Origin of the sequence: Streptomyces sp. NPDC005494 (assembly GCF_042872025.1) — a bacterium.
Lineage (GTDB): Bacteria > Actinomycetota > Actinomycetes > Streptomycetales > Streptomycetaceae > Streptomyces.
Map to the genome: position 1 here is coordinate 608,814 of NZ_JBIAJR010000001.1, position 12,230 is coordinate 621,043.

16 protein-coding genes are annotated in these 12,230 nt (G+C 72.2%); 9 read left to right on the top strand and 7 right to left on the bottom strand.

The window, feature by feature from the left end; translation table 11 throughout:
- Positions 1-97: 97 nt before the first annotated feature.
- Positions 98-559 (top strand): DoxX family protein, encoded by a 462-nt coding sequence (locus ACFYQ6_RS02760; protein ID WP_361570843.1) that lies wholly within the window; start codon positions 98-100, stop codon positions 557-559.
- A 195-nt stretch (positions 560-754) separates the two neighbouring features.
- A complete protein-coding gene (locus ACFYQ6_RS02765; protein ID WP_361570846.1) occupies positions 755-1,402 on the top strand; it encodes a VTT domain-containing protein in 648 nt (215 codons plus the stop codon).
- Between the two features lie 16 nt (positions 1,403-1,418).
- On the opposite strand, the gene ACFYQ6_RS02770 is transcribed toward ACFYQ6_RS02765, so the two are convergent.
- From ACFYQ6_RS02770 to ACFYQ6_RS02790, 5 genes are all read right to left on the bottom strand, one after another.
- Positions 1,419-1,643: a DUF2277 domain-containing protein gene (locus ACFYQ6_RS02770; RefSeq protein ID WP_361570849.1), complete on the bottom strand. Its 225-nt coding sequence runs from the start codon at positions 1,641-1,643 to the stop codon at positions 1,419-1,421.
- 288 nt (positions 1,644-1,931) lie between these two features.
- Positions 1,932-3,371 carry a DUF1254 domain-containing protein gene (locus ACFYQ6_RS02775; RefSeq protein WP_388760012.1) on the bottom strand — a complete coding sequence of 480 codons (1,440 nt, stop codon included), beginning with the start codon at positions 3,369-3,371 and terminating at the stop codon, positions 1,932-1,934.
- 1 nt (position 3,372) lies between these two features.
- Positions 3,373-3,804 carry a hypothetical protein gene (locus tag ACFYQ6_RS02780; RefSeq protein ID WP_361570855.1) on the bottom strand — a complete coding sequence of 144 codons (432 nt, stop codon included), beginning with the start codon at positions 3,802-3,804 and terminating at the stop codon, positions 3,373-3,375.
- Between the two features lie 114 nt (positions 3,805-3,918).
- Positions 3,919-4,263, bottom strand: coding sequence for a hypothetical protein (locus tag ACFYQ6_RS02785; protein ID WP_361570858.1), 345 nt, complete (start codon positions 4,261-4,263; stop codon positions 3,919-3,921).
- A 6-nt stretch (positions 4,264-4,269) separates the two neighbouring features.
- Entirely contained in the window at positions 4,270-4,485 is a 216-nt protein-coding gene (locus ACFYQ6_RS02790) for a hypothetical protein (RefSeq protein WP_361570861.1), read from the bottom strand.
- 469 nt (positions 4,486-4,954) lie between these two features.
- Between ACFYQ6_RS02790 and ACFYQ6_RS02795 the strand changes: the two genes are divergently transcribed.
- From ACFYQ6_RS02795 to ACFYQ6_RS02815, 5 genes are all read left to right on the top strand, one after another.
- The gene (locus ACFYQ6_RS02795) at positions 4,955-5,440 is read left to right on the top strand and encodes a carboxymuconolactone decarboxylase family protein (RefSeq protein ID WP_388760016.1); all 486 of its coding nucleotides are present in this window, start codon (positions 4,955-4,957) and stop codon (positions 5,438-5,440) included.
- A gap of 120 nt (positions 5,441-5,560) precedes the next feature.
- Positions 5,561-6,127, top strand: coding sequence for a flavoprotein (locus ACFYQ6_RS02800; protein ID WP_361570867.1), 567 nt, complete (start codon positions 5,561-5,563; stop codon positions 6,125-6,127).
- A 40-nt stretch (positions 6,128-6,167) separates the two neighbouring features.
- Positions 6,168-6,713 (top strand): MOSC domain-containing protein, encoded by a 546-nt coding sequence (locus ACFYQ6_RS02805; protein WP_388760019.1) that lies wholly within the window; start codon positions 6,168-6,170, stop codon positions 6,711-6,713.
- A 70-nt stretch (positions 6,714-6,783) separates the two neighbouring features.
- The gene (locus tag ACFYQ6_RS02810) at positions 6,784-7,512 is read left to right on the top strand and encodes an SDR family oxidoreductase (protein WP_361570873.1); all 729 of its coding nucleotides are present in this window, start codon (positions 6,784-6,786) and stop codon (positions 7,510-7,512) included.
- A 204-nt stretch (positions 7,513-7,716) separates the two neighbouring features.
- Entirely contained in the window at positions 7,717-8,373 is a 657-nt protein-coding gene (locus ACFYQ6_RS02815; protein ID WP_388760023.1) for a hypothetical protein, read from the top strand.
- 58 nt (positions 8,374-8,431) lie between these two features.
- Here the strand turns inward: ACFYQ6_RS02815 and sigJ are convergent, their stop codons facing one another.
- On the bottom strand, positions 8,432-9,370 hold the full coding sequence (sigJ, locus tag ACFYQ6_RS02820) for an RNA polymerase sigma factor SigJ (RefSeq protein ID WP_361570879.1): 939 nt from the start codon (positions 9,368-9,370) through the stop codon (positions 8,432-8,434).
- Positions 9,371-9,521: 151 nt separating this feature from the next.
- On the opposite strand from sigJ, the gene ACFYQ6_RS02825 reads away from it, so the two are divergent.
- Together ACFYQ6_RS02825 and ACFYQ6_RS02830 are read left to right on the top strand one after the other, a co-directional pair.
- On the top strand, positions 9,522-10,646 hold the full coding sequence (locus ACFYQ6_RS02825) for a nuclear transport factor 2 family protein (protein WP_361570882.1): 1,125 nt from the start codon (positions 9,522-9,524) through the stop codon (positions 10,644-10,646).
- Between the two features lie 456 nt (positions 10,647-11,102).
- The gene (locus tag ACFYQ6_RS02830) at positions 11,103-11,729 is read left to right on the top strand and encodes a class I SAM-dependent methyltransferase (protein ID WP_388760026.1); all 627 of its coding nucleotides are present in this window, start codon (positions 11,103-11,105) and stop codon (positions 11,727-11,729) included.
- Positions 11,730-11,841: 112 nt separating this feature from the next.
- Here the strand turns inward: ACFYQ6_RS02830 and ACFYQ6_RS02835 are convergent, their stop codons facing one another.
- Complete coding sequence (locus tag ACFYQ6_RS02835; protein WP_388760029.1) at positions 11,842-12,204, bottom strand: hypothetical protein; 363 nt, start codon at positions 12,202-12,204, stop codon at positions 11,842-11,844.
- Positions 12,205-12,230 lie beyond the last annotated feature (26 nt).

The window sequence follows — 12,230 nt, forward strand, 5'->3', positions numbered from 1 at the left end:
TTGGAAGATGTTGAACTTGCAAGCATAAATGAGGTTTCCCTAACCTGAAGGGCCCCGATCGGTTTCACGTCCCCAGACCGAAGGAGCCCCACCCCCCATGTCCATACATCTGAACCGGGCCCAGCCCTACGCACTCGGCCTCTTCAGAGTCGTCATCGGCTTCCTGTTCGCCTGCCACGGCGCCGCCTCGCTCTTCGGAGTCCTCGGCGGCGCCATGGGCGGCGGCACCGTCCCCACCGGCACCTGGCCCGGCTGGTACGCGGCGGTGATCCAGCTCGTCGGCGGCACGCTCGTCGCCCTCGGACTCGGAACCCGCGCCGCCGCGTTCGTCTCCTCCGGCTCCATGGCCTACGCCTACTTCAAGGTGCACCAGCCTGAGTCGCTGTTCCCCCTGCAGAACGGCGGCGAGGCCTCGGCGGTCTTCTGCTGGGCCTTCCTGCTCCTGGTCTTCACCGGCCCCGGCGCCGTGGCCGTGGACCGGCTGTTCTCCTCGCGCTCAGGCTCCGTGGACAAGAAGGACGAGCCCGCCCGCGAACAGTCCCCGGCCGTCTCGGTCTGACCACCCGGTCCTCGTACGCCCCGGTCCCCCTCCCTACAAGGGGGGCCGGGGCGTACGTGACCTCCGCGACATCCCTGCCACGGCGGCGAACACCTGGTGAACCGCAGGCGTACGCTGTACAGCTGGCCCTGCCGCTCCTGCCGCTCCCCTGCGACGTCGCGGCGTTGACACGGAACACGGGAACGGGGAGTAGAAGTGCTGGAGAGTGTGGGTGCGCTGACCGGCAGCCCATGGATCTACGCGGTGGTCGCCCTCTCCGTGCTCCTGGACGTCTTCCTGCCCGTCCTCCCCAGCGGGGTGCTGGTGATCACCGCCGCCACCGCCGCGGCGGCGAGCACGACGACCGTCACCGCGGCGGCCGGAGAGGCCACCCGGCACGTGCCCTCGCTCCTCGTCCTGACGCTCTGCGCCGCCACCGCCTCGGTCCTCGGCGACCTGGTGGCCTACCGCCTCGCGTGGCGCGGCGGCGACCGTCTCGACCGGGCCATCGCCCGTTCCCGCCGCCTCACCTCGGCCCAGGAACGCCTCGGTGCGGCACTGAGCCGTGGCGGAGGCGCTCTCGTCGTCATCGCGCGCTTCGCACCGGCCGGCCGTTCCGTCGTCTCGCTGGGCGCGGGAGCCGCCCACCGCAAGGTGAAGGAGTTCCTTCCCTGGTCGGCCGTGGCAGGCGTGGCCTGGGCGGCGTACAGCGTGGGTCTCGGCTACTTCGGCGGACAGTGGCTGGGCGCGAGCTGGCTGGGCACGGCCGTCTCGGTCCTCGCCCTCTTCCTGGCGGGCGCCCTCGCCGCCTTCGTCGTCCGCCGCCCCGCCCGCCCGGCGGTGGCGGCCCCCGCCGGACACTGAGCGGCCGGCGGTCCGCTCACACCCGGGCCGCGGCGCCCCTCACCTCCAGGCCGTCGAGCAGCCGCTGCGTCGCCTCGGCGATCTCGGCCACGGCTCGGTCGAAGACCTCCTGGTTGTGCGCGGCGGGCGCACGGAAGCCGGACACCTTGCGCACGTACTGCAGGGCGGCGGCTCGCATCTCCTCCTCGGTGGCCTCTTCGGGGATGGCTGGCGGGCGAAGGGTCTTGATACTGCGGCACATGTCTCCAGTGTGCGCCGGGCCACTGACAACGCGCCCGGAGAACGACGCCCCCGTCCGCCGACGGCGCGCCCGCGGAGCGACGGCGGTAGGCCACCGGCAACGCACCGCGGAGCGACGGCGGTAGGCCACCGGCAACGCACCGCGGAGCGACAGCGGTAGGCCACCCGCAACGCACCCGCGGAGCGACGGCCGTCGGCCACCCGCAACGCACCTGCGGAGCGACGCCCGTAGGCCACCCGCAACGCACCCGCGGAGCGAGCCGCAGGCCACTGCCGAAGGCTCCGCGCTCTACGTCTCCAGCCGCTCGACCGGCGGGATGACGAAGCTCCCGTCGAGAACGGCCTGGCCAGGAAGGTGGAGCCGCATCACGGGCCGGTAGCGCCCGGCCGGCACCGGCACCCAGTTCGCTGCGGCGGCGGGGTCCCGGGGCCGCTCCTGGGACAGATGCAGCGTCAGCGAGCCGTCCGCGCCGTACACGAGCCCCGGCGTACGGTCCCCGACGGCGCAACGCTCCCCCGCGTGCGCGACGAGGTGCCCCCCGGGGAGGTCGTACACGGTCACGGACCAGAAGGCCGCGACCGGGGGCGGATGCGGGAGGTGCAGGACGTAGCGGTGGGCTCCGTCGAGCGGCCGTCCCCGGGAGTCGCGCGCCGTGTGGGCGTACACCGCCTCGTACCCGTGCGGGATCCAGCGCCCCCGCCGGGCCGCCACCGCCCTGAGCAGGTAGGACGCCTCCCTGTCCGGGACCCGCCATTCCGGCGAGTCGATCGTGCCGACTCCGGCGTGGTCCAGGTTGTAGTCGCGCAGGTGCGGATCGGTCTGCCAGGCGCCCGGCACCCCGCCGTCGGCCTGGCGGCGGGCCGCCTCCTCCACGCGCAGCCGGCCCAGCGCGAGCCCTCGTGTCAGCGCGCGCACGAGCCCCGGGGCGGCCTGCACGTACGGCGAGATCCCTTCCTCCAGCAGCCCCAGGGGCTGGAAGCGGTCCTGGTAGGCACGATCCGCCGCGGCGGGCGGGAAGTCGGCCATCCACACCCGCAGCTCCTCGAAGAACCGCAGCTCGCCGGGGACCCCGGGTTCGGTCGCGGGCAGCCCGGTCCGGTGGGCCCGGTCGCCCAGATGCGTCAGCGTCAGCTCCTGCTGGAGCGCCCTGACCCTCGGCATGTCCCCGGGCCCGTCGCAGGCGAGGCGGCCGAGGACGGAGATGACGGACGTGGGGGCGTCGATCACTCCCGACACCACGTCGGGCACGGTTCCGGCCCATCCGGGCGGCACGACCATCCAGTCGCCGGCGCATGTTCCGGCGCCCCGGACACCGAGGTCTCCGCCGCTTGTTCCCGCGCCCCGCATACCGAGGTCGCCGCCGCCGGTTCCCGCGCCCCGCATACCGAGATAGGCGAAGGGGTTGCTCCACGCGTCCACGAACTGGAGCACGTAGTAGGCCCCGCCGGTGTCCGGCACGTGCAGCCTGACCGGCCCTCCGGACAGGTCGAGCTGTGCCAGCGCGTCGACGAGGTCTGCCGGGGCGTACGGGACGTGCGTGCCGGGTGTGGCAGGCCCGTCCGCGTGGGCGAAGTCGTTGAAGGGCGCGGGGGCCAGGGTTCCGCAGCCCTCCTGGAGGCAGGCCTGCACGCCTGACAGCCGGCGGACGAGCGGTGACCCGTAGACGTACGCGTCGGCGGCCAGCGCCGTCAGCGCGTCGCGTTCCAGGCCGCCTCGCCCCACCGGCATGTCAGATGACCGGCTTCGCCCGGTGGGCGCAGAGGGCCCAGATCACGAAGGCGTCGAGCGCGATGGAGATGATCGCCCACACCGGCTGGTACGGCAGCCAGACGAAGTTGGCGATCAGGTTCAGCGCGGCGATCCCGACGCCCACACCCCAGGCCCATGCGGAGCCCTTGAGGATGCTCCACCCGACGATCACCAGGATCACTCCGAGGATCAGGTGGATCCATCCCCAGGAGGTGATGTCGAATTTGAACGTGTAGTTGTTGATGCGCGTGTACACGTCGTCGGAAGCGATGCCCGCGATGCCCTTGACGATGGCGAGGATGCCGTCGACGAGGAGCACGACCCCCGCGAACGTCACCCCGCCCGCCGCCCAGGGGTCGCCGCCGGGGGCGGAGGACCGGGGAGAGCCGGGTGCGGGTGCTGACTGAGCCATGGAATTCCTCCGCTCGTCGGACCGCCCGCACTTCTGCGGGCAGATCCGACCTTGTGCGACGACCTCACCGGCCACGACCCGGACGCAGCCGTTCGGGTGCCTGCCGTGTCCTCCTCAGCGCGCCCCCACGGTGACGACCTGCCCCTGGGCGTCGACGGTCAGCACGACCCGTTCGACCTTGTTGGTGAGGGCCAGGACCGCCCACACGGCCCCCCACACACAGCACGAGAAGACCGTGAGGAAGGCGTGCAGCACATGGTCGACCGGCCGGCCGCGCACCAGGACGGCCTGACTCCCCGACCGGGACTCCACGCGCCATCCGGCCGCCACGCGCTGGCTCACCACCCAGTCGAGGATCAGGCCCCGCTGCGTGGCGTCGGGCACCGCCCCGCTCGCCCCGTAGTAGCCGGGGGGAGGTTCGAGCGACGCCTCACGACGGTGTACTGGACGACGCCTCACGGGGGCTCACCTCCAGGTGTCGAGGTCTCCGCCCCGCCATTCGATCAACTCCGGCTGGTCGAGATCGATCTCCTCGGCCCCATCGGCGAGCCCTGCCCGCCGCAGGAAGGAGGCCACTTCCCCGCGCCCGTGCGCGAGCCCGACGATCTGCCCACGGACGGTCACCCGCCGCCCACCGTTCGGTGAGGGCGGATACACGATCACAGGCGGATGTCCGGACATGCCTCCACGGTGCCCCGTGCTCCGCCGCCTCGCATCCCGGAGCCCGCCCCGGCCGCGGCACGGAGCGGGATGGGCGGACGCGACGCCACGGTGATCGCCGCGACCCGTGCCCGACGTCCCTGCCGGCGCCACGGCCACGGCGCCCGCTGCCCGCTGCCCGCCGGGGCTCAGCGGCTCACAGCGGCAGCCCGCCGGTCCCAGCGCCTCACAGCGGCAGCCCGCGGTCCCAGCGCCTCACCGGGTCCGACGTCGCACTCGCTCGTGACCGGCACCCGCTGCCCGCTGCCCGTCGCTCGCCCCCCTGTCCACACGCGCATGACGCCGGTCGTCCCCTCTCCGTGACACCTCTCCCCCGTGGCGCACGTCACACCCTCGCGGCCGTTACACGGGCCGGTGGTCCGGCATCTCGTGTTCGTCAGACGCCACGCGAACGATCCGCGGGGCACACCGCACACGTGAGGACGAAGACATGGAACCCCGTTTCGATCTGATGGCCAACCGGATCGGCGCCCAGGTCGCCAAGCGTTTCTACAGCGCCGGGCTGCCGATCAGGGAGTCGTCGCTGCCCCGGACACTGCAGGAACTGGTGCAGCTCCGCGCCAGCCAGATCAACGGCTGCGGCTGGTGCCTCGACGTGCACACCAAGGAGGCCTCGGCCGCCGGCGAGACCCCGATCCGGATGAACCTGGTCGCCGCCTGGCGCGAGTCCACGGTCTTCACCGAGGCCGAGCGGGCCGCCCTGGCCCTGGCCGAGGAGGGCACCCGGCTCGCCGACGCCCACCAGGGGGTGTCCGACGAGACCTGGAGCCAGGTGCGCAAGCACTTCGACGACGACCGGATCGCCGCACTGGTCACCCTGGTCGCCATGATCAACGCCTCCAACCGGATGGCCATGATCACGCACACGCAGGGGGGTGCCTACGACCCCAGCATGCTCACGGCCCTGTCGAACTGACCGGCGCCGGCACCACGGCCCGGCCCGGGGGAACATCTCCGGGCCGGGCCCGGCGCGTGTGCCCGTGGCCGCAGAATGGGCGACGCGAGGGACATCGACGGCGGCGAGGGGTGGAGAACCATGGGTGCGGGCAGCCGCGGAGTACTGGGAGTCGTGGGTACGGCGGCCGACGGCGTCGAGAAGCTGCGCACCGGCCTGGTCGAACCGGCCGTCGCCCTGGGCTGGCAGGTGGCCGTGACACTCACACCGACCGCCGGCCGGTGGCTCAGGGCCGTGGGCGAGTTCGACCGCCTGGAGTCGCTGACCGGCCTCCCCGTACGCGACACCTCCCGGCTGCCTTCCGAGCCCCGCCCGCACCCTGTCGCCGACTGCTACGTGGTGGCCCCGGCCAGCGCGGACTTCGTCGCCAAGCTCGCGACGGGCATCGCCGACAACCAGGCGCTGACGCAGGTGAGCGAGGCGCTGGGGACGGTCGGCGTGCCGGTGGTGCTGTTCCCCGGGATCAACGCGGCACACGCGCGCCACCCGGCGTGGGAGGGGCACATCGGCGCCCTGCGCGGGGCGGGCGTGCGACTGGTCCACGGCCCCGGCGTGTGGCCCCTGCTCGAACCGCGTGAGGGACCGCCGGACCGTGAACTCCCCTGGCCTGCGGTCCTGGCCGAACTGGCCGCCGCGATGCCCGCCTAGGATGACCCGGCACACGCGGAACCGACGGGCGGGGTGGGGCATGACGGGCCGGATCACAGCGGTGAGCAGCAACGGGACGTACTCGTTCAGCAAACCCAATCGCGCATCCGTCACACTGCTCGCCGGCCTGGGCGTCGAGGGCGACGTCCATGCGGGCGAGACGATCCGCCACCAGTTCCACATGACGTACGAACCCGACCTGCCCAACCTGCGCCAGGTGCACCTGATGCACGAGGAGCTGTTCGACGAACTCGCCCTCAAGGGTTACTCCGTCACCGCGGGCCGGCTCGGCGAGAACATCACCACCCGGGGGGTCGACCTGCTCGGCCTGCCCACGGGCACCCTGCTCCACCTCGGCGAGCAGGCGGTGGTGGAGGTGACGGGCCTGCGCAATCCGTGCGCGAAGATCAACGACTTCCAGCAGGGCCTGCTCGGAGAGGTCTTCGCCCTCGACCCCGACTCGGGTGACTTCACGTTCAAGTCCGGCATCATGGCCGTGGTCCGCCACGGCGGGACGGTCCGCCCGCAGGATCCGGTCGAGATCGAGCTCCCGGCCCCGCCGCACCGCCCGCTGGAGCGCGTATGACGGCGACGGTGGAGGCGGAAGGACGTGACGCGCCTGCCGGCACTCCGGCTCACGGAACAGGAGTGACACCATGAGGCTCGACGACCGCCGCGTGGTCATCACGGCCGCGGGCCGCGACTTCGGGCGCACCCTGGCCATCCGGCTCGCGGACCTCGGCGCCGAGGTGTACCTCTCCGCTCGCCGGCTCGACGCGGCGGAGCGCGTACGCGACGAGATCCGCGGGCGCGGTCATGAGCGGGTGCACGCCTTCGCCTGCGACCTCACGGACGCAGCATCCATCCACGCGTTCGCGTCCGCGGTCGCGCGGCACACCGACCGCGTCGACCTCCTCGTCAACAACGGCTCGCGCTATCTGGACGGCCCGGACCTGCTGTCCGCGACGGACGAGGACATCGCGGACACGATCGCGTCCGGAGCCACCGGCACGGTCCTGACGGTGAAGAACTTCCTGCCGCTGCTGCTCACATCGGCGCAGCCGGACATCGTCACCATGGTCTCCGCCTGCGGAACGGCGGGCCATCAACGGTCGGACGCCCACGACTCGTTCTACGCCGCCAAGAGCGCCCAGGCGGGATTCGCCGAGATCCTCTCCAAGCGCCTGCGCCCACAGGGCGTCCGCGTAATCTCGCTCTACCCGCCCGACTTCGACAACCCAGACCCGCTCTCCGGCGAATGGGAGAGCACCCCGCGCGGCCCCGGGAGCACACTCACAGCGCATTCGCTCGTGGAGTGCGTCCTCTTCGCGGTCTCCCAGCCTCGCGACTGCTTCATCAAGTCGTTCCACTTCGAGCAGGCCTGAGCGAAGCGGGGACGTCATGTCGGCGGGAACCAGGCCTTGCCGACGAGGAGTCGTGCGCGGCCGCCCCCGACCCGGCCGGCCCACCGGTACGGGCCGGCGTGACGCAACCGTCGCGCATGACAAATCCCCCACCCCTGCGGTGCCTTCATCGATCCGCTAAGTTGAACACGTTCAAATTGAACACGTTCAAGATGGGGGCGTCTCATGAAGGAGACGGAAGCTGAATTGCGGGTGCCCCGGCGGCAGAAGGTGCTCGCCGTGGCAGCGGCGGTGGCCATGGTTCCGGGCCTCGGCGTCGGGCTCTCGACCCTCTTGGCCGCACACTTCATCATGACCGCCCTGCCGGCGTTGTACCCCCTCTGCTTGCTGCGCCGGCAGGACAGCTTCGTCCGCGCCTGCCTGGTGATCGGGAGCGGCATGCTGGCCTGGTCCCTGGCCGGTTTCCTCTTGGGCATGTTCCTGTTCATCCCGACCGCCGTACTGCTGCTGGTTGCTGCCTTCGCGGACCGGAGCGCCAGGCTGGGCTTGAGGGACAAGGCCGTGCCCGGCGCCCTCCTGGTGGCAGGTGCCATGTTCGTTCCCTTGCTGACGTACGACGCGGGCGAGCCCGAACCCGACAGTTACCAGGCGGAGCTCGACTCCGGCAGCCGCGTTCACCACCAGGACTTCGCCGCCTGGAGGAACCAGCTCCTGAAGTCCGGGGCGACGCATGTCATCGAGTACGAGAGCTGCGAGCACTTCTACCTCGACGTCGGTTTCGCCGAGGATCTTCCGGATGACCGACGCGCTGAGCTGGTGAATCGGATCATGGAAGTGCCGGGCGTGGTGGAAGTGGAACTGGGCCAGGACGAGGGGTGTTGACCGCGCCGGCCCCTCGGGCAGGTCGTCGTCCGATCGCCACGGAGCGCGGGCTCGGCACTCAGACGATCTGCCAGGGGCGGAGTTTCTCGGGGTTGCGCACCGCCCAGATCCGCTCGATCCGCTCCCCCACGACACTGAACGCGAACACGGTCGCGACGTCGCCGTCCTGCCGGGCCACCAACCCGGGCCGGCCGTTGACCGTGCACTCCGCGTACGTCGTACGGTGGCCCGCCAGGCGCGCGATCCTGACGTAGGCATGTGCGATCCGCTCGCCGCCCACGATCGGGTGCAGGTGGGTGACGGCCAGCCCGCCCCCGTCGGCGGTGGCGGTGGCGGCCGGGTCGAGCAGGCCGATCAGGGCGTCGACGTCCTGGGCCTCCCAGGCCGTCCTGAAGCGTCTGACGACCTCGGCCTGCCCGGCCCCCGGGCCCGCCGGCGTCCGCGCCGTACGGACGCGCCGGCGGGCGGACGAGGCCAGCTGGCGGCACGCCGCCGGAGTGCGGCCGACGATCTCGGCGACCTCGCCGAAGGGGTAGCGGAAGACGTCGTGCAGGACGAACGCGACGCGCTCGGCCGGGGTCATCGTGTCGAGGACGACGAGGAAGGCCATCGTCACCGACTCGTCGAGGGTGACCCGGTCGGCCGGGTCGATCCCGTCGGCGCCGGGGCGCCCGGTGATCCACTCCGTGGGCTCGGGCAGCGGTTCGGGGATCCACTCGCCCACGTACGTCTCCCTCCTGACCCTCGCCGAGCCGAGCAGGTTCAGACAGATGCGGCCGGCGACCGTCATGAGCCAGGCCCCCGGCACCTCGATGGCCCGCTGCTCCTGCGGGGACATGGCGTACCAGCGGGCGTAGGTCTCCTGCACGACGTCCTCGGCGTCCGAGAGGGACCCGAGAAGCCGATAACCGAGATTGATCAGCCGCCGCCGCTCGCCCATGATCGCGCTGAGGCCCGGATCGTTCTGTCCGTCGACGGGCTCGGCTCCGGTGGTCATGGTGTGGCCCTCTTTCCGTCTCGCTTCTGCGCCTCCGCCCCTTACGACAGGACAGCCCCCCGGAATGTGAGGCCGACGCGCCGCCTCACATTCCACAGGGCCGCATTGTCGTAACGGGTGAGAACGACGAGACGAAGGAGAGGGAACTCCGATGAACGACTTCCAGGCCGTCGCGGACCGCGTCGAGATCGAGGCGCTGCGCGGCGAGTTCACCGACTCGGCGATGATGCGCGACCGGCCCCGCCTGGCATCCCTGTTCACACCGGACGGTGTCCTGCGCATGCCCAACATCCCGGTCGAACTGGCCGGCCGCGAGGAGATACGCGCCGGGGGCGAACGGCTGCAGGCGCAGTGGGACTTCTTCGTGCAGACCACGCACCCCGGCACGATCCTGCTCGACGGCGACACCGCGACCGGCCGCGCCTACATCCAGGAACTCGCGCGCACCCTGGACGGGCGGCAGGGCCTGAACTACGCGGTGTACCACGACCGTTACCGGCGCACGGAGGAGGGCTGGAAGTTCGCCGAGCGGGTGTACGAGGTCAGATACCTCGACACCACCCCGCTCACGGGCTCCGCGCCCTCCCCGGACCACAGCGCCGAGACCGCGCCCCGGACTCCGGCCGCACCCTTCACCGCCCCTGCCACGCCCTTGGCAGGCCCTGCCACGCCGTTCACCGCCCCTGCCCCGGCCGAACGGCTGGAGCGGACGGCCGCCGCCCTGCGTGCCAACGGCTTCACGGTCGAGGTCCTCGACGACGCCGCAGCCGCCCGCGCCCGCGTCGAGGACCTGCTCCCCGCGGGCGCCCGCGTCTTCACCGGGGCCAGCGAGACCCTCCGGCTGTCGGGCATCGAGGAGGACATCAACGCGGGCGAACGGTACGACGCCGTCAGGCCGCGCGTCCTGGCCATCGACCGTGCCACGGGCGCCGACGAGATCCGGCGACTGACCGCGAACCCCGACTGGGTCGTCAACAGTGTCGCCGCGGTGACCGAGACCGGCTCGCTCGTTCTCGCCTCGGGCAGCGGCAGCCAGCTCCCGGCCAACGCGGGCGGCGCGGCCCACGCGGTCTGGGTCGTCGGCGCGCAGAAGGTGGTACCCGACCTGAGCACGGCACTGCGCCGCATCGAGGAGCACGCCCTCCCTCTGGAGAACATCCGCGCCCGGGCAGCGTACGGACGGCCCAGCGCCGTCAACCGCGTACTCATCCTCAACGCCGAACCCCACCCCGGGCGCGGCACGGTGCTGCTGCTCCGGGAGGCCATCGGATACTGACCGCTCCGGGGGCAGGGCCCTGCCTGGGGGCGGTACGAGGGACGGGGCCTGCCTCGGGGCGGTACGAGGGACGGGGCCTGCCTCGGGGCGGTACGAGGGACGGGGCCCTGACTCGGGGCGGTACGAGGGACGGGGCCCTGACTCGGGGCGGTACGAGGGACGGGGCCTGCCTCGGGGCGGTACGGGGGGCAAGCCGGCCCCAAGAGGCCGGACTCGGATGGCCGCACCCGTTCCGGCCCCCGCGCGGCGGGCTCGCGCCCGCCACCCCCTCCCCGGCCGAGCCGGCCCCTCGATTTGGTGTTCAATGGCCACACGTCGGACTTCACGCCCACTGGCTGCGTCTCCCCGCCGCGGGTTCGCTGCCACCGGGGCAGCGCGGAGGCACTCGGGCGCAGAAGTGCGGCTACGACACCGCCCGTCACTCGTGGACGAGGCCGACCGGAAGGCACGACGAACATGACCGGGCAACGCGACCGCTGGGCAGAACTGACCGGCGGACAGGCCGGCGAGGACTACGCCCAGCGCTTCGCGCGGCTCGCCGAATCCGGCCACGACGTCCACGGCGAGGCCGCCTTCTGCACCGCGCTGCTGGCGCCGTCCTCCAGGGTCCTCGACGCGGGCTGCGGCACCGGCCGGATCGCGATCCGGCTGACCGAGCTGGGCCACCGCTGCACCGGTGTGGACGTCGACCCCTCGATGCTCGCCGTCGCCCGACGCAGTGCCCCCACCCAGGAGTGGCTGCTCGGTGACCTGGTGCAGCTGGACGCCCTCGGCTTGGACCCCCGCTTCGACCTGGTGCTCGCGGCCGGAAACGTCATCCCCCTGCTGGCCTCCGGCACGGAACCGACGGTCGTACGCCAACTGGCCACCCCCCTGCGCCCCGGTGGCCTGCTGGTCACGGGCATGGGCCTGGACGCGGCACACCTCCCGCTGCCGGAACCGACGGTGACCCTGCCCGAGTTCGACGAGTGGTGCGCCGAGGCCGGACTGACCCTGCGGGAGCGCTACGCCACCTGGAGCGGCGAGCCCTACTACGACGGCTGCGGCTACGCCGTCAGCGTGCACAGCCTGCCCACCACCTGAGCCCGCCGGCCGCAGGACAACGCGGTGGCCCCGTGGACGCGGGCCGCCGTCTCCCGTACAGGTCCCCTGACGCGGCGATCGCAGGGCTGATGCGCGGCCGGGCCCGCCCGCCTCAGCCGTCCTCCCGGCTGAATTCGTGCGTGCACCCGCCGGAGGTCACGTCCCGGGTGAAGCAGGCGACGAAGGAACTCGGGGAGCCGTAGAAGGCCAGTTGCATGTCCTCGCAGTCCACACCGTCGAAGGTGACCTCGCCGTACGTACCGGAGGGTGTCCAGGTTCCGTGCTGCCGGCCGGCGAACCCGGAACAGCCCCAGCCGACGATGTCCTTCGTGTCGAACCCTTCGGCCACGAACGTGCCGTCGTCCTCGAACTCGACCGTCGCCCCGCTGAAGTCCGACCACACGCCCGTCATCTGCTCGGCGGAGTCGACCGCGACCGGGTAGTAGCCGGAACAGGAGGTCAGCAGGAGTGCCACCGCAGGTCCCGACGCGGCACCCACGA